The organism is Blautia sp. AM47-4, from assembly GCF_003479865.1.
In the GTDB taxonomy this organism is placed as follows: domain Bacteria; phylum Bacillota; class Clostridia; order Lachnospirales; family Lachnospiraceae; genus Fusicatenibacter; species Fusicatenibacter saccharivorans.
The window spans coordinates 66525-82868 of the sequence record NZ_QUHY01000003.1 but is presented as its reverse complement, the minus strand read 5'-3'; the positions used below and the strand labels follow the sequence as shown (position 1 = coordinate 82868).

Genomic DNA, 16344 nt, shown 5'->3' with positions numbered 1-16344 from the left:
CAAAAACAACAGAACAAAATTTGTGAAAAATAACAAGAGCTGTTTGCGGGAAATTCTAAGAGAGCAGCTGCAGATTCCGGAACAGTTTTTTTAAGTCCTCCGGCATTGCCCGGACGAGAAGAGCGGCAAACTCGGAAGGTGTCAGATCCATGCCGGTAAGCACCCATTTTACGGTCATGGTGATGGAACCCTGACAGTACATTTCGAGAAGAAAATGTATTTCCGGTGAAACCGGACTGCCGCTTTTTTCGTGAATCAGATTTTCGTAGAACGCGAGAATCAGATCGAAATCGTGTTCACGCAGAGAATTCTGTTTGTCGTAGCGGAAGGCAGCGGCGAAAAAAGCTTTTTCTTTCTGAATATAGGTAAATTTCTTTTCCAGACTGTCAAAAACGGTCGTTCCGCGGCCCATATGTTCGAAGGATTTTGTCAGTAATTTATCAAAGTACCAGTTGATCAGATCGTATTTGTCGAGAAAATTGCGGTAGAAGGTCTGGCGGGTAACACCACAGATTTCACAGATCTGGCGCACGGTGATCTCTTCAACGGGTGTTGTTTTCATGCACTCCTTCATGGATTCGGCAAGACGGTATTTTGTTTTTTCTCCTTTGGGAGCAGATACGGTGGAATGGATCATCCGGGCAGTTTCCTTTCGTTTCGAAAATTGTAACTATGCAGAGTTATGCATATATTATAACGCGAATCCGAAAAAATAAAAAGCCCTGAACATGTTCCGGAGATAAGATACAGGAACATATTCAGGACGATTTTGCTTATTTTCTTTTGTTTACGGCCTGTCCGACACAGTAGCATACAGCGGCAACAACCATGCCGTTGATGGAAGCGATGCCCCAGTGTAAGAGGTTCGCAACAATGGCACCGAGAATGACACCGGCAACCGCAAACCAGTCTACGGTTTTAAGTTTCGGCTGATCGGTTTCAAAGTCCTCTTTGTTCATGAAGTAGGCGAGCACCAGAATCATGCCGACCGGCGGCAGGGTACAGTTCAGAATGTTGAGCCAGCCGCAGAAGTTGTAGTACAGCCATACGGAGGCAACCGTTCCGATGATACCGGAAAGGAGAACCATCGGTTTTTTCCTCTGATGGAAGATGTTGGCAAGACCAAGACCTGCGGTGTACAGAGCGTTGTCATTTGTAGTCCAGATATTAAGACCGAGAACGAGAACAGCCAGGTAGAACAGGTTCAGGCGGACCATAACCTCGAAGATATCGTTTCCGCCGACAAAGATCGAGGAAACGGCACCGAAGAAGAACATCAGGGAGTTTCCGATGAAGAAGGCCACAACCGTGGTGATGGCACCCGCTTTTCCGTCCTTTGCAAAACGTGCGAAGTTCGGGGTTGCGGTTCCGCCGGAAACGAAGGAGCCGATGACAAGACCGGCACCGCCGATGATAGTCAGAGATCCGCTGGATTTGGCAAACTGATCGATGATCGTTCCGTCGCCTCTCATTACGGCCATGACCATGGCGATCGTTCCGAGAATGGCAACACTTGGTACAGCGATATAGCTGACGATGGTCAGAGATTCAATACCAAAATAGGCAGAGGCGGTCATGCAGACGCCGGCAAGAAGAACAAGTCCCCACTGTGCCGCAGTGCTTCCGCCGAGCAGCTCCTTGGAAACCGGAATTGCAAACATGGCAAGACCGACACCAAACCATCCGATCTGCGTAAAGCTGGTCATGGCTGACGGCAGATAGGAACCTTTTTCGCCAAAGGCTCTCTGGGACAAAAGATCAAGTGACAGACCGGTTTTTGCACCGACGTAGCCGAGCAGACCGGTATAAATACCAAGAATGATTCCACCAAGGATCAGTGATCCCAAAAAGCCCCAGAAATCGAGGCCGTCAGCGAGCTGCTGGCCGACCCACATGCTTGCCGAGAAGAAGGTGAAGCCAAGCATGATCATAAACATGGTTACTACATTTTTCCGGGCAGAAGACGGAACCGCGCTGTCCGCGAAGTCAACATCTTTTACTTTCTTTTCTTTTTCCATAATATCTCCTGAAAACTGTGATTACGGTTCGCCGAAATTCAGCGAACCGTAAGAAATGGTTTTTTGTTACAGCATGTATTTGCGAAGTGCTGCGGTAAACTCTTCAATTCGTTCAGCCGCAATTTCTTTCAGGGTAGCATCGCCAAGGCTTGCAATATAGCCTTTTTCCTGGCGGTACAGCCATTTGGTCACACGTTCATCGATTTCTTCATAGTGATTGATGTGAATCCACTCTTCGTAGGATGCGCCAAGCGGGCAGCCGAGCTTCTCCTCGAGCAGTCTGGTGAAGTCGATCCGGTCGGCCTTCTCCAGCATTTTATTCCAGAAATCGAGAACCTCCTCGACATGCTCATGGATTTCATAGCGTCTTGCACCGCCATCGTAGATGATGCATTTTTCAAACAGAGGATCGCGCATGGAAAGCGTTTCTCTTCGGAACTCCGGTGCAATGATACCGTCTTTCCAGTAGAAATCGACATCCGGCAGATTGATTCCAGATACGCCCCTGTCCTGATAGGTGCTGAAGATTCCTTCGTAATATACGGTGATAAAGCCTTCAAACTCCGGCCAGAACTCGCGGATTTCTTTTGTGAGACGTTCCAGAATTTTGATTCCGGTTGTGCCGCCGATCGTAAAGATGATAATGTTGCGAAGGGAAGCACCGTGCTCACGGTAGAAATCGGTTACGTAGCGCAGGCAGTGGATCAGCGTTTCACCCGTTGCGATGATATCGCCGATCAGAAGTGTACTTCCCGGAACCATCGTCAGCTTGCTGTATTTGATTTCCAGCCCTGCGATTTCTTCCTCTTTAAAGACGCGCTCACTTGACAGAAAACTGATGTCATGTACACGAATGTGCTCACGGTAGCAGCTTTCCTCCAGCGGATAATTCAAAGCGCCGCGCAGGATGGAAAGGATGTTGGCTGCGGTTACCTTTCCCTGCTCTTTAAAATAATAAAGCATCTGTGAAGTAGACGGAATCAGGCAGTGATAAACCTCATATCCGACAACCTCCGGTGTGTTCAGAAGCTTTCTTGTCTCTGCTTCGGAAACGACATAGTATTCGTTCTCATAATCGCCGCCTGCGAGGCGATAGCAGTCCACGCCCTGTTCCGAAAACTCCGGCACCAGTTTTACTTCATTCCATTTTTCCATTCAAAAGTTCCTCCCGGTTTTCCCTCTTTGGTAAACATGTTATAAACTTTTAACAGTGTAAGGGGTAGCAACCTGATTGTCAAGGGAAAAGGCGAATTTACATGATTTTCTTACAGAAGAAGGGAATGCGCCGCGAGAAAAGGAATTTTACCGGGTTTTGCCTTCTCCGGAAAAGTATTCCTTTGTAAGCTCCACAACCTTGCCCGAAAGCAGGAAGAGCGCAATCAGGTTTGGGATCGCCATGAGACCGTTGAAGGTCTCGGCAATGCTCCACATCAGGCCGAGGTTTGCGGTGGCGCCAAGGATGGCAACCAGCGCATAGGCGGCCATAAAATATTTTGTGATTCTTTCGGAGAATAAAAACTCGATGCAGCGTGCACCGTAAAGTCCCCATCCGAGAATCGTGGAAAAGGCGAAGCAGCACATCGCGAACGCGGTGAGCAGCGAAACCCAGTTTCCGTATGTAAGGGTAAAACCGCTGATGGTCAGCTCTGCGCCGGCAGCCTGTCCGTAGGTGATGGAAGTACCGCTGCAGAGAATAACAAGTGCAGTTAAGGTACAAATCACGATCGTATCAGTAAATACCTCAAAGATACCGAACATACCCTGTTTGACCGGCTTTTTTGTGTCGGCACAGGCGTGCGCGATCGAACCGGTACCAAGACCTGCCTCGTTTGAGAAAATACCGCGGGACACACCTTTTTTTACACTCATAAGCATGCTTCCGACGATACCGCCTGTAACGGCGGAGGGACGGAAGGCGCCCTCAAGGATCGAAACGAAAACAGACGGAATCCGGTTGAGGTTCAGCAAAATTACACCGATGGCAAGGACAATATAAAACAGAGCCATAAACGGAACGAGCTTTTCTGTTACCTGTGCGATCCGTTTGACACCGCCGAGCAGGATCAGCGCTACGAGTGCCGCAATGATGATACCCTGAATCAGGTTGGAGGTCGGGACCGCGTCCTTTGAGATCACATGGTAATTCATCAGTGCGGAGTTGACTGCGGTTGTGATGGTGTTGACCTGCGTTGCATTTCCGGTTCCGAACACAGTCAGTACACCGAAAGCAGCGAAAAGATAGGCCAGAAAATGCCATTTTTTGCTGAGACCGTTTTTGATGTAATACATCGGTCCGCCGACGAGTTCCCCGTTGGCATTTTTCTCGTGATAGAAAACAGCCAGTGTTACCTCGGCAAATTTCGTACACATGCCGAGCAGAGCGGAAACCCACATCCAGAATACGGCACCGGGTCCGCCGATAGCGATAGCGCCGGCAACACCGGCAATATTACCGGTACCGACCGTGGCGGCAAGTGCTGTACAGACCGCCTGGAACGGTGTAATTGCGCCATCGGAAGCATCTCGTTTGCGGAACATTCTTCCGAGCGTTGTGCGGATCGCATACGGGAATTTTCGAATCTGGAGAAAACGGGTGCGCAGACTCAGGTAAAGACCGACACCGAAAATACAGATCATAGCCGGAACACCCCAGATAAAATTGTTCACGGCATTGTTGATGGTTTCAATCAGTTGGAGCATAGATACCTCTTTCTTTTTCATAAGCAGAAGCACTTTCTTGGAAGATCAGTGCTTTCATAAAGTAACACAATGCAAAAAGTATATCATCTCAGACGAGATTTGCAAGTTTTTTTCGAGAAAAAACGCGAACCCCCAAATTTTTTGCGATTCCGGAAAGATATATTTTCTCTAGCCTTATGGGTTTACCATGAGCCAGGCGGTTTTTTCCGTTTTCTTCCAGTTTTTGTGAAGGAATGCAGCGAAATATGATAGAATAGAAAAAAAACAGAAAAGAGGATTATTGCCATGTTTCAGGTAATTGATATGCACTGCGACACCATCCCGGCGCTGCAGTGGAAGGAAAAACAGGAGCATCTTGCGGATGCGGATCTTCAGATCAATCTGGATAAGCTGGAAAAGGGCGGCAGCCTCTGCCAGTGCTTTTCTTTGTTTACGTTCCTGAAGGGACTGAAAGACGAAACGCCGTTTGAGCATGTGAGAAAGCTGGCTGATCTCTGGAAATCAGAGGTGGAACGGTATCCGGACCGCATTTGTCAGATCAAAACGTATGCGGATCTGATGCAGGTACAGAAGGAAGGAAAAATAGGCGCGGTGATGACCGTCGAAGAGGGTGGTGTTTACGAGGGAAGTATTGAAAAACTGCATACGATGTACGATCTCGGCGTGCGGATTTCCACACTGACCTGGAACTTCCCGAATGAACTCGGATTCCCAAACCCGGCGCAGGAAGAGGGAAAGCCATATCTTCCGGATCTTGAAAACGGGCTGACGCCGACCGGTATTACCTTTGTCGAGGAGATGGAGCGGCTCGGCATAGTGATCGATTTATCACACTTAAATGATGCCGGAATCCGCGACGTTTTTGCACATACGAGAGGTCCGGTCATTGCATCTCATTCCAATGCGCGCGGTGCGTGCTTCCATCTGCGAAACCTTTCAGATGAAATGATTCGTCAGCTCGCAGAGCGTGGCGGCGTCACCGGTATCAATTTCTGTCCGTCGTTTCTGCGCGAGGAGCCGGCGGCGAAAAAGGCATCGACGATGGATATGGTACGCCATATGAAATATCTGCGCAACGTCGGCGGCATCGACATCATCGGCCTTGGAACCGATTTTGACGGTTTCAGTGGTGAAACGGATGTGCCGGACACCGCGCATATGCAGCATCTCGCAGATGTGATGAGCCACGACGGTTTCACCGATGAAGAGATCGAGAAGGTCTTTTCCAAGAATGTACTTCGGGTGTTTAGAGAATGCTGGAAATAAAACTACAGCTCCGGTGATGCCGCCAGAAGCTCCTTTGTATAATCATTCTGCGGATGCGCAAACAGTTCTTCCGTCTCCGCGTTCTCCACAATCCGGCCTTCTTTCATCACGAGAACCCGGTCGCACATCTGATAGATCACGTTGAGGTCATGCGAGATAAAGAGAATCGAGAGCTGAAGCTCCTCCTGAAGCTGAACCATCAGCTCCATGATCTGCTTTTGAATCGTCACATCGAGAGCGGAAACCGGTTCGTCGGCAAGGATCAGGCGTGAGCCCTGGATCAGTGCGGCCGCGATGCTGACTCTCTGGCGCTGGCCGCCGGAGAGCTCATGCGGGCGGCGTTTCAGGTGCTCTGCGGAGAGGCCGACTCTTTCGGCCATCGCAAGAACCCGTTTTTTTCGTTCTTCTTTTGGAACCTTCTGCATCCGAAGCGGCTCCTCTAAAATCCAGGAGATTTTCTTCGCAGGATTCAGGGAAGAAAATGGATCCTGGAAAATCATCTGCGGATGGTCGACCTGCGAAAATATTTCGCCTTCATCTGGGCGGATAAATCCTAAGATCACTTTGGAGAGTGTCGATTTTCCGCATCCGCTCTCTCCGACGAGACCGAGAATTTCATTTTCATGAAGCTCGAAAGAGATATCATGAAGCACCGTTTTTCTCTGCTTTCCCTCCTGATAGGAGGCAGAAATATGGCTGACTTTCAGAATGTTGTTTGGACTGATTTCTTCCATGGGTTATTCCTCCTTTTCCGCAGGCGGAGCAGCTTTTTTGTCAGAGCCTGTCGGCCATTGAGCTGTTGGAGCGATTTTGATTCGCTTTCGCAGCGATGTTCGTCGGTTCGGAATTGCATCGAGCAGGCGGCGGGTGTAGTCTTCCCTCGGGTGGAAAAAGACATCGTTTACACTGCCGGATTCCACAATCGTCCCATGATTCATGACGATGACCCGGTCACAGAGCGAACGGATGACGCCGAGGTCGTGTGAGATAAAAAGAATCGCCGTGTGATGGCGTTCATTGATTTTTTTCAGCAGCTTTAAGATCTGCGACTGAATCGTCACATCAAGAGCTGTTGTCGGCTCGTCTGCAATCAGAAGCTTCGGTTCTGTAATAAGCGCCGCAGCGATCATCACCCTCTGGCGCTGACCGCCGGAGAGCTGGTGAGGGTATTTTTTGCAAAGCTTTTCCGGGTCGGGAAGCTCGACCTCATGCATTATAGCAAGAACCTTTTCATGACGTTCTGCCGGTGTGCAGCTCTCATGAATCAGCAGTCCCTCTGCAATCTGTTCTTCGATGGCCAGAACCGGATTTAAAGAGGTCATCGGCTCCTGAAAAATCATACTGATTTCTTTTCCACGGATGCGCTGCAGATCCTGGCTGGAAGCGTGTGTAACGGAAGAACCTTCGTAAAGAATTTCTCCACCGGATACGGCGGAATTTTCCTTTAAAAGCTGCAGAATGGAGAGTGCTGTCTGCGTTTTGCCGGAACCGGATTCCCCGACAATGCCAAGCGTCTCACCTTCTTCTAAGGAAAAGGAGATGCCTTTTACCACTTCGGTCGGTGGCGTGGTATCGTAAAATGCAATTTTTAAGTCACGTACATCGAGAAGTGCCATATCAGTTACCGCCTTTCTTCTGTAATCCGTCGCCGAGGAGCGATACGCCAAGCGCCAGTAAAATGACGGCAAGACCGGGGAAAACAGAGCCCCAGGGAGCAGTCATCAGATACGTCTGGGATTCTGAGAGCATCCGTCCAAGCGAGGCATCGGGCGGCTGGACACCGATGCCGAGAAAGCTCATGCCGGCCTCGGAGAGAACGGCGTTGTTGAAACCGATTGCTGCCATCGAAAGAAGGGACGGGACCGTATTTGGCAGGATATGTACAAATATGATCCGAAGATGGGAAACACCCATCAGACGGGCACTTTTGACATAGTCCATATCTTTGCGTGCGAGAAATTCGCTTCTGGTGATACGTGCAAAGCTCGGAATGAATACGATACCGAGTGCAAGGATCACGTTGTATTTGCCGGGACCCAGCAGCGCGATAAATACCAGCGCCAGCAGGATTCCCGGAAAGGAAACAATGACATCGTTTATGCGCATCAGGATTTCGTCAATCCATCCGCCAAAATACCCGGTGAACGCACCGACAAGAACACCAATGGTTCCGCCGAGTAGCAGAGTAGCGAAAGCGACGAAGAAGGTTGTACCGGTTCCTTTTAAGACGCGGCTGAAAATATCGCGTCCAAAGTGATCGCAGCCGAACGGGTGCGACAGAGAGGGAGCAGCAAACTTGGCTGCGCCGTTCATTGCATCCGGGTCGTACGGTGTATAGAAAAAGCCGATCAGAAGAAACAGAAGCATAAAAGCGGTGAGAACAGCTCCGATGATCAGCGTGAGATTGCGTTTCTTTTTCATAATGAAAACCCTTTCCTTTGTCGTGGGCGGCTCCCCATGACCTTTCGGTCGCGGGAGCTGATGATCGAAAGCTCCCGTCAGTCTTTTACGCGGATACGCGGATCAATTCTGCCATACAGCAGATCTACCACGAAATTGATGATAATAATGAGGGCGGCGATCAGTACAAGGATGCCCTGAACCACGGGGTAATCGCGGTTGGAGATCGAAGTGATCAGAAGATTGCCCATGCCCGGAATCGAAAAAACCTGTTCCAGAATAATGCTGTTTGCTACAATATCTGCGATTGTCATGCCCCAGAAGGTCAGTACCGGAATCAGGGCGTTTTTCAGCACATGGTGATACATAACACGGCGTGTACTGTTTCCGCGGGAATAGGCGGTGCGCACATAGTCGGCATCGAGCTGCGAGAGCACAGAGCTGCGCAGCATTTTGACAGCCATGGAACAGCGCGGAAGTGCAATGGCGGCAGACGGTGCAACAAGATAACCGATAAAACCGGAAAAATTTTCAGAAATCGGCACATAGGCGCCCGGCTGAAACCATTTGAGAATCAGACCGAAAAGATACGTGATCAGAATACCGATGAAAAATCCCGGCACAGACATGATCACCTGATTGATCGTCATGATCAGCCGGTCCAGATGGCCTCCGGCGTGCTGTGCTGTGAAAATGCCGATGGGAATCGAGACAACAAGGATCATCAGGAATGCGATAACGGTGATAGCGATGGTAATCGGAACTTTATCGCGGATCAGTTCTCCGACCGGCATCGAGTACGAATACGAGGTGCCGAGATCTCCATGAAAAAAGCCGGTTACCCACGAAGCATACCGTTCCAGAACCGGCCGATCCAGTCCCATTTCCTTTTGCAGAGCCTCAATCCGCTCCGGCGTCGCCTCCGTTCCAAGCTGCGATTTTGCCGCATCTCCGGGTATGACGGAAAAGGCAAAGAACGATAAAAAGGATACAAGAAGCAGCGTAAGAAGGAGAGAGCCGAATTTCTTTGCAATGTATTTCATGAATGGAAATTCCTCCTTGTGTAATGTAGGATACTCCGGGAATTTTTCCCGGCTTATAAAAGCAGGCACAGAAAAGCTTCGGGCGTATCGGCTGAAGGTTTTCGTGCACGTCATTTTTATTGTAGACAATGCAGGTGTAAATAGCAAGATAAAATTGGAATATCTCGAATTACAGAATAACAGGAAAAGGCCTCTTGCATAACCGGTGTGGATGATGCAAAAAGCCTTTGATAAATTGCCTTCGATAAATCCCCTGTTTAGTTTTCCATTTCCCGTCCGAGATACGTTGCCGCTACCTGGAGGAGCTTTTTTTCCGTGTCGCCCGGCAGGGACTCCCTGTCTTTGCCGCAGAGAATGACCGAACCGATGGCATCACCGGAGGAGAGAATCGGAAAAATGAGCTCCGGCAGAGGAGTAGTATTGTCTGTGTTTTCCAAAATTGAAAAATAAGCCTTTTCACCGGGACGCGCAAGTACTGTTTTCCGGTTCAGAATCGCTTCCTCCAGCCGGCTGCTGATGGACTTGCCAAGATAATTTTTCTGTTCCGGCCCGTTTGCCGCTACAATCTGTTCCTGATCCGAAACACAAACGAGACATCCGGTCACCGTTGAAATCGATTTTGTAAACCCTGCTGCGCATTCCGCCAGCTCTTCGATCGGTGAGTATTTCTTCAGGATAATCTCACCCTCCCGTCCGGTATAAATTTCCATGGCCTGTCCCTCCCGGATCCGCATCGTGCGCCGGATTTCCTTGGGAACTACCACACGCCCCAGATCATCAATCCTTCGAACAATTCCCGTCGCTTTCATATGAAAAATTCCTCCTGTTTCCGCAATGTACTTTCCATAATTTGTGCTGTATGGGTAGTATGTGGAAAAACAGGTGGAATTATGCATGGAAAAAAGAAACAGTATTTCCGCTGTTTGCAGCAATTTCGGAAAAAATACAGTGGAACAGCAGTGGTTAGTCTGGTTGCTCCTTTTACAGAAGACTGCGGTCTTTTCCGAGATAGAACAAAGCGATCGTATCCGGTCCGACGTGGCTTCCGGTGCAGTAATCGTAGGAAGTATTGATAAATTCACGCACCTTCACTCTTTTCTGGATTTCTTCCATCATATAAAGAGATTCCTCATAGGCATCTGCATGTGCGATTCCGACGATCTGGTTTTCCGGGTCTTCGATCGTTTCACAGAAAAGACGAATCAGTTCATTTAAAACGGCCTTGCGTCCGCGGACATTCTTATAAGAAACGATATAGCCATCTTCATTTCCACGCAGAATCGGTTTGATTTTCAGCATATTTCCGACCACAGCGACACTTCCCTTGATTCTTCCGGTGCGGGAAAGATATTTCAGATCGCCGACGGTGAAAATGCCGTTCATTTTGCCGACGTAGGTTTCCAGAAGATCTGCCGCTTCGTCTACGTTCATGCCCCGATCGCGCATTTCGCTGGCATAGATGGCGAGGATGCCCTGTGCAAGAGAGGCATTCAGGGAATCGACGAGGCGGATTTTACGTTTTCCGCCGTATTCCTCAAGAAGCTCCTCGGCAGCAAGTCTTGCGGAGTTATAAGTTCCGCTGATGTTTTTGCTTAAGGAAAGATAGATGACATCCTGATCTGCCTCAAGAGCGGTGCGGAACGCATCCGCAAAATTTGCGGTGCTGATCAGTCCGGTCTTGATTTCACAGCCGGTGCGCATGGCATTGTAATATTCTTTTCCTTTTGAAAGCTCCTCTTCCGGTGACAGATCTGGGTCGAAGCAGACCAGCTCTTTTCCATTCACAAGATTGACGAAAGAAACGACATGGATATCGTATTTTTTCGCAGTAACAGCAGGCAGATTTGCCGCTGAATCAACAAAAACCTGAAACATAAATAAAATTCTCCTTTGTAGTGTAAATGTCCCCCAAAATGATGTAACTTTTGATAAGCATTGTAGCACATTGTATCACCAAAGAAGAGAGATTTCAATGGAAGATAGACAACATACTACAAAGGAGTGTGTCGACAAGTTGATTCCTGAAATCATCTGTTTTCGGAAGAAATTTGACCAGGTATCAATGCATAGTAATAATGACCAAAAACGGCAGACGTATTTTTAGTAAAAACGGCTTTCGAAATAAAAATAAAATCGTTTTATCTATAAATGAGCAAGTTCGTGATTTTGCATAAAAGAAAGACACCTTGATTCTTGATGTTGTATAATGAAAGTGACGAAACAAACATTTGCAACATTTACGAAAGAAGGTGCCTCTTGCAAATACTATACATCATTCTTTATTCATATACAACCAGCTTAAGCAATTAAGGATAGAGTAAACTTACTGTCAGTTGGAGAGTTGCAGAAGATTCCCTGCTATGAACTTGACCAGATTGTTTTCTCATAGTCTACTTCTCCCACAGTGTTTTGGTAGCATTTCGTATTTGCTGAAGGTACATGAAAGTGTTCTCCTGTTAAATAATATTCTGTAAGTTATTTTCTATAGATATCCGCTGATAGTAGGTATCTATGATATCCTGTAAAGTAATCGTATTCATTTTTTCTTCGGCAGCCTTTTGAATTTCATTATAAAATCCCTGCAAAGATAACTGAATGTTAATACCAACGCCACAATCTGGATTGGTATGAGTATCTAAATGAAGCAATGGTTTATCACCTTCAACTGCTTTATAAATATCCAGCAATGTAATCTGATCGGCTGGTTTTGAAAGAGAAGGACGGGCATGTCCGGCTACACTTGTCATAAGTTCCGCTTTTTTTAGTTTTAACATAAGCTGGCGTACAAAGCCGGGATTTGTATGGACACTTTCTGCAATTGAGGCACTGGAGAGGGATTTTTCCTGGTTGATAGCAATCAGAACCATCACATGAACAGTATCACTTAATTTCGTTGAATATTTCATGATAAGAAACTCCTTGTAGTATGATATAATGATCTTGTTTTCACGTTTTTGGGATGAAAATATTTCTGGTTTGTTTAAAACATCCTAAGTTCTCAACAGTTCTTTTTAATGTGTTGATAAACTGTACATTTTTTAATGCTTTGATGATTGTAAATAATATAATTACAACTATAATGGAGATTAAAGGAAAAGTCAACACAGATACTATAAATGTTCACAAAGGAGAACTTATGGAATACAAAAATCAAACAGAAAATCGTGCATTTCAGGAAATGTTGCAGGCAGCAGTAAAACGGCTGCAAAATCGTTCCGGAGAGGAGATTGCTGCAAAAAGCGGGGCTGTTTTTCATAGCAGCCGGAATGTGCTTGAAGTACTGAGTTTTTATGAAACAATTGAAATTCAACTCCCTGAGTTTCGTATTAACTCAAACGTGGACGAATGGCATTATCTGACATTGCTGCATTATCTGGATATGGCCGATGGCACAGAAGGCTCACAGAAGCTCATTACTTTTGGTAACCTGAAAGATGGATTGATTCGGGGAACCAAGTTTGACCGGACTGCAGAGCAGAAACTGGAAAAGCTTTTGCAGGATAAAGATCCTGAGAAAATTCAGAAAGCATGTAAAAACCTAGGTGCAGAATTCACAGAAACAAAGGCGGATCTGTGTGCTGTTTTTCCAGTTCTGCCAAGATATCCGGTAACTTTAAAGATATGGTTTGCAGATGAAGAATTTCCTGCATCTGGCAAAATATTTCTTCAGGATCATGCCGATCATTATCTGAGTGTAGAAGATGCGGTAACAGTTGGAGAAATTTTGCTGCAAAAATTATCGGAAGCCTTTTCTTCTCTCTGATCATGAATCAGAAAACTTTCCAGCCCGGCTTTGATAAATTTGTCGATTACTGTCTGAATCTGTTTCCAGTCATTACAGTGATTGCGGAGCATCAGTCTGTTGATGGAAAGGCAGCCATTCATTTGAAAATAAAAAACCGATTCTGCCTGTTCAAAGGTCAGGAGGCTGTGTGACATAAGCCAGGTCACATAGCCTTCTTTTGTATTTTCTGCTATTTTTTCCAGAAGAATAGGGGCAATTGCATCATCCAGAAACAGTGCCCTGTATTGTGATTCCATCTGTATTTTCTGACAGAACGGATAGGAACAGCTTTTTTGATTTAGACAGAATAAATGATCTACCGTTGTTAACATATCCTGAGTCATATCATTAAAAATATCTGATAATACATCATGGATATCGTAGTAATGAAGATAAAAAGTGCCACGGTTGATTTCAGCATTTTTGCAGATCTCTGTAACTGTAATTTTCGTAAAACTTTTCTGATTTAACAACTCTAAGAACGTATCTTTTATGGTTTGCCTGGTATAGCGGGTACGGCGATCTTGTTTTCTCGTTTTTTCTGACATTATATACTCCTGTATTAGTTAGTATCATATAATTTCTCAACAATTTTTCTGATGTGTTGAGTAACCATACAAATCTCACAGATTGATTATTGTAATTTATATAGTAACAACTATAATGAGGTTTAAAGAAAAAGTCAACAGATTGTTCAGAATTTTAGGAGGAAAAACATGGGACATGTAATTGCAGTATCAGGAAAAGGCGGCGTAGGAAAAACAACTCTTTGTGGATTGTTGATCCAGTATTTATGTGAAAGCGGAAAACGTCCGGTCCTGGCGGTGGATGCAGATGCAAATGCAAATTTGAACGAAGTGCTCGGTGTTGAGCCGGAGGTCACACTTGGGGAGCTGAGAGAAGAAATTGAGCGGGCAGGCATAGACCCACGATATCAGATTCCCTCCGGTATGACAAAACAGGCATATCTGGAAATGCGTCTTTCTGATGCGATTGCAGAAGAAGACGATTATGATTTGATGGTAATGGGACGAACCCAGGGACAGGGCTGCTATTGTTTTGTAAATGGTCTTGTGCAGACCCAGGTTCAGAAACTGCAAAGCCATTATCCATATATTGTGGTTGATAACGAAGCGGGTATGGAACATATCAGCAGAGGAATCCTGCCAATGATGGAAGTTGCGATTCTTGTGAGTGACTGTTCCAGAAGAGGTGTTCAGGCAGCCGGACGTATTGCAAAGCTGATGAAGGAGTTAAACTTTAAACCACAGAAAACTGGATTAATCGTGAATCGTGTTCCGGATGGAAAACTGGATGCCGGAACTCTGGAAGAAATTCGAAATCAGGGACTGGAATTGTTAGGGGTTGTGCCACATGATGACCAGGTATATCAGTATGACTGTGATGGAAAGCCGATCATACAGCTTCCGAAAGATTCTCCTGTAAGAAGTGCACTGGGAGAAATTGTAAAGAAGTTGGGATTGTGAGTTGGAGGATTGAAAGTTTGAAGATTGAGTAAACAGAAATATTATCTGATTTGGCATAACTAATTGTAAAGAAAGGAAAATCTTCATGAGAAATCATTGGGCAGAAATAGAAAAATATTTAGAAGACCAGAAGATAGCGCAGGAACTGATTGGAGAACTGAGAGGTTTTCACATGCGTTATGAGGTAGAGGATCAGGTAAAGGAACGGGTAGAAAAACCGGATATCCTGTTTTATGGGAAAAAGATTCTGGAAATGTCAATAGCAGCGCTTCTTCAGGGAGATAACCTGTTACTTTCCGGTGCGAAAGCTACAGGGAAAAATGTACTATGTGAGACACTGGCATGGATATTCGGAAGACCGGAATACGACATTTCTTTTCATGTAAATACAGACAGTGCCGATCTGATTGGAACGGATACCTTTATAAATAATGAGGTTCGCCTTCGGAAAGGCCCCATCTACCAATGCGCGGAATTTGGAGGATTTGGAATCCTGGACGAAATCAATATGGCAAAAAATGATGCGGTTTCTGTACTGCATGCCACACTGGATCATCGGCGCAGAATCGATATTCCAGGATATAACAGGATTTTACTTCATCCGGCAACACGATTTATCGGCACGATGAATTATGGCTACGCAGGTACCAGAGAGCTAAATGAAGCATTGGTTTCAAGGTTTATGGTAATTGATATGCCTGAAATGGATGAGGATAGTGTCCTTTTTGTATTAAGACAACATTTTCCAGATGGGGAAAAAAGTGCACTGAAAGCTTTTGCAGGACTGTTTCTGGATTTGCAGATCAAAGCTTATCATGGAGAAATCTCAACAAAATCTCTTGACCTGAGAGGACTGGTTTCTGCTGTAAAAGCAACAAAAAGCGGACTTTCTCCAATTGATGCAATCCAGATGGGGATCATAAATAAAAGTTTTGATGTATTTGAAAAAGAGATCATAGAAGATGTGGTTTCTACCAGAATCCCATCTTCCTGGACCGGAAAAGACATATGGGGGTAAACTTGTATGGAGGATGTCAGATGGCCGGCGAAACAACTGGAAGAACATCGTCTGGAGATCAGCAATCGTATCAGAAATCTTTTTTGGACAGTCAGTGGTGATTATGATATGGAATTTGAACCGGACACAGAAAAATATGTTTATTCAAAACAAACGGTTCTATATGAGGCAGTGAAGCAGGGTGCCTTTGCACGATATTTTGATCAGAAGAAACTTGGCATGTATTTGATGAAAAAATTACATTTTTCTGCTGGAGAAGATATACTTTTGCCTCTTGCTGGATTATGCATGGATGCTGCTGTGGAGCGTTTTATCATTCGAGAACGTTTGGGAACAAAGGAAATCAGAGAACAGGCGTTCAGAGAATTGGAAAAGGCCGAGGAAGAACAGGTATCAGACAAAGCTGGAACAGACCTGATTCACAGGATTAGGCTTCTGTATATAAGGCATGTTCTGGAGAACACAGACGATAAGGGAATGGATCCACAGGCAGAGATTGCATTGTACAAGATTCTTTCTCTGAAGGATGCAGAAAATACGGAAGATGTCATAAACGTGATAGATGAGATTTATAATCATGTTCTGGATCCCTCTTTTGAAAAAAAGAATGGAAATCTGGAGAAGATTC

At 45.9% G+C, this 16344-nt stretch carries 15 protein-coding genes; 4 read left to right on the top strand and 11 right to left on the bottom strand.

Annotation, left to right across the window (positions count from 1 at the left end):
* Positions 1 to 55: 55 nt before the first annotated feature.
* The 4 genes from DW965_RS02980 to DW965_RS02965 form a co-directional block, all read right to left on the bottom strand.
* Positions 56 to 637 carry a TetR/AcrR family transcriptional regulator C-terminal domain-containing protein gene (locus DW965_RS02980; protein ID WP_119198001.1) on the bottom strand — a complete coding sequence of 194 codons (582 nt, stop codon included), beginning with the start codon at positions 635 to 637 and terminating at the stop codon, positions 56 to 58.
* 136 nt (positions 638 to 773) lie between these two features.
* Positions 774 to 2018, bottom strand: a complete 1245-nt coding sequence (gene codB, locus DW965_RS02975; RefSeq protein WP_119198000.1) for a cytosine permease — start codon at positions 2016 to 2018, stop codon at positions 774 to 776.
* Positions 2019 to 2084: 66 nt separating this feature from the next.
* On the bottom strand, positions 2085 to 3173 hold the full coding sequence (locus tag DW965_RS02970) for a phosphoribosyltransferase (RefSeq protein ID WP_117804457.1): 1089 nt from the start codon (positions 3171 to 3173) through the stop codon (positions 2085 to 2087).
* Positions 3174 to 3320: 147 nt separating this feature from the next.
* Positions 3321 to 4718, bottom strand: coding sequence for an alanine/glycine:cation symporter family protein (locus DW965_RS02965; protein ID WP_117510041.1), 1398 nt, complete (start codon positions 4716 to 4718; stop codon positions 3321 to 3323).
* Between the two features lie 285 nt (positions 4719 to 5003).
* Between DW965_RS02965 and DW965_RS02960 the strand changes: the two genes are divergently transcribed.
* Positions 5004 to 5984, top strand: coding sequence for a dipeptidase (locus DW965_RS02960; RefSeq protein WP_117804456.1), 981 nt, complete (start codon positions 5004 to 5006; stop codon positions 5982 to 5984).
* 2 nt (positions 5985 to 5986) lie between these two features.
* On the opposite strand, the gene DW965_RS02955 is transcribed toward DW965_RS02960, so the two are convergent.
* The 7 genes from DW965_RS02955 to DW965_RS02920 form a co-directional block, all read right to left on the bottom strand.
* Positions 5987 to 6718, bottom strand: a complete 732-nt coding sequence (locus DW965_RS02955; RefSeq protein ID WP_117804455.1) for an ABC transporter ATP-binding protein — start codon at positions 6716 to 6718, stop codon at positions 5987 to 5989.
* Between the two features lie 3 nt (positions 6719 to 6721).
* A complete protein-coding gene (locus DW965_RS02950) occupies positions 6722 to 7600 on the bottom strand; it encodes an ATP-binding cassette domain-containing protein (protein ID WP_117804454.1) in 879 nt (292 codons plus the stop codon).
* 1 nt (position 7601) lies between these two features.
* The gene (locus DW965_RS02945; RefSeq protein WP_022462692.1) at positions 7602 to 8405 is read right to left on the bottom strand and encodes an ABC transporter permease; all 804 of its coding nucleotides are present in this window, start codon (positions 8403 to 8405) and stop codon (positions 7602 to 7604) included.
* 77 nt (positions 8406 to 8482) lie between these two features.
* Positions 8483 to 9427 carry an ABC transporter permease gene (locus DW965_RS02940; RefSeq protein WP_022462693.1) on the bottom strand — a complete coding sequence of 315 codons (945 nt, stop codon included), beginning with the start codon at positions 9425 to 9427 and terminating at the stop codon, positions 8483 to 8485.
* 257 nt (positions 9428 to 9684) lie between these two features.
* Positions 9685 to 10236, bottom strand: coding sequence for a stage V sporulation T C-terminal domain-containing protein (locus DW965_RS02930; RefSeq protein WP_055221761.1), 552 nt, complete (start codon positions 10234 to 10236; stop codon positions 9685 to 9687).
* A 172-nt stretch (positions 10237 to 10408) separates the two neighbouring features.
* Positions 10409 to 11302 (bottom strand): DegV family protein, encoded by an 894-nt coding sequence (locus DW965_RS02925; protein ID WP_118595257.1) that lies wholly within the window; start codon positions 11300 to 11302, stop codon positions 10409 to 10411.
* A 581-nt stretch (positions 11303 to 11883) separates the two neighbouring features.
* Positions 11884 to 12333, bottom strand: coding sequence for an Rrf2 family transcriptional regulator (locus tag DW965_RS02920; RefSeq protein ID WP_055221751.1), 450 nt, complete (start codon positions 12331 to 12333; stop codon positions 11884 to 11886).
* Positions 12334 to 12563: 230 nt separating this feature from the next.
* On the opposite strand from DW965_RS02920, the gene DW965_RS02915 reads away from it, so the two are divergent.
* From DW965_RS02915 to DW965_RS02900, 3 genes are all read left to right on the top strand, one after another.
* On the top strand, positions 12564 to 13190 hold the full coding sequence (locus DW965_RS02915; protein ID WP_055226247.1) for a DUF3786 domain-containing protein: 627 nt from the start codon (positions 12564 to 12566) through the stop codon (positions 13188 to 13190).
* 737 nt (positions 13191 to 13927) lie between these two features.
* A complete protein-coding gene (locus DW965_RS02905) occupies positions 13928 to 14698 on the top strand; it encodes an ATP-binding protein (RefSeq protein WP_055226248.1) in 771 nt (256 codons plus the stop codon).
* 85 nt (positions 14699 to 14783) lie between these two features.
* Entirely contained in the window at positions 14784 to 15716 is a 933-nt protein-coding gene (locus DW965_RS02900; protein WP_119197999.1) for an AAA family ATPase, read from the top strand.
* The last annotated feature ends 628 nt before the right edge of the window (positions 15717 to 16344 follow it).

What these genes read in the sequence shown, in the direction of transcription:
- DW965_RS02980 (WP_119198001.1), bottom strand. Translation starts at nt 637, where the DNA reads ATGATCCATTCCACCGTATCTGCTCCCAAAGGAGAAAAAACAAAATAC.
- codB (WP_119198000.1), bottom strand. Translation starts at nt 2,018, where the DNA reads ATGGAAAAAGAAAAGAAAGTAAAAGATGTTGACTTCGCGGACAGCGCG.
- DW965_RS02970 (WP_117804457.1), bottom strand. Translation starts at nt 3,173, where the DNA reads ATGGAAAAATGGAATGAAGTAAAACTGGTGCCGGAGTTTTCGGAACAG.
- DW965_RS02965 (WP_117510041.1), bottom strand. Translation starts at nt 4,718, where the DNA reads ATGCTCCAACTGATTGAAACCATCAACAATGCCGTGAACAATTTTATC.
- DW965_RS02960 (WP_117804456.1), top strand. Translation starts at nt 5,004, where the DNA reads ATGTTTCAGGTAATTGATATGCACTGCGACACCATCCCGGCGCTGCAG.
- DW965_RS02955 (WP_117804455.1), bottom strand. Translation starts at nt 6,718, where the DNA reads ATGGAAGAAATCAGTCCAAACAACATTCTGAAAGTCAGCCATATTTCT.
- DW965_RS02950 (WP_117804454.1), bottom strand. Translation starts at nt 7,600, where the DNA reads ATGGCACTTCTCGATGTACGTGACTTAAAAATTGCATTTTACGATACC.
- DW965_RS02945 (WP_022462692.1), bottom strand. Translation starts at nt 8,405, where the DNA reads ATGAAAAAGAAACGCAATCTCACGCTGATCATCGGAGCTGTTCTCACC.
- DW965_RS02940 (WP_022462693.1), bottom strand. Translation starts at nt 9,427, where the DNA reads ATGAAATACATTGCAAAGAAATTCGGCTCTCTCCTTCTTACGCTGCTT.
- DW965_RS02930 (WP_055221761.1), bottom strand. Translation starts at nt 10,236, where the DNA reads ATGAAAGCGACGGGAATTGTTCGAAGGATTGATGATCTGGGGCGTGTG.
- DW965_RS02925 (WP_118595257.1), bottom strand. Translation starts at nt 11,302, where the DNA reads ATGTTTCAGGTTTTTGTTGATTCAGCGGCAAATCTGCCTGCTGTTACT.
- DW965_RS02920 (WP_055221751.1), bottom strand. Translation starts at nt 12,333, where the DNA reads ATGAAATATTCAACGAAATTAAGTGATACTGTTCATGTGATGGTTCTG.
- DW965_RS02915 (WP_055226247.1), top strand. Translation starts at nt 12,564, where the DNA reads ATGGAATACAAAAATCAAACAGAAAATCGTGCATTTCAGGAAATGTTG.
- DW965_RS02905 (WP_055226248.1), top strand. Translation starts at nt 13,928, where the DNA reads ATGGGACATGTAATTGCAGTATCAGGAAAAGGCGGCGTAGGAAAAACA.
- DW965_RS02900 (WP_119197999.1), top strand. Translation starts at nt 14,784, where the DNA reads ATGAGAAATCATTGGGCAGAAATAGAAAAATATTTAGAAGACCAGAAG.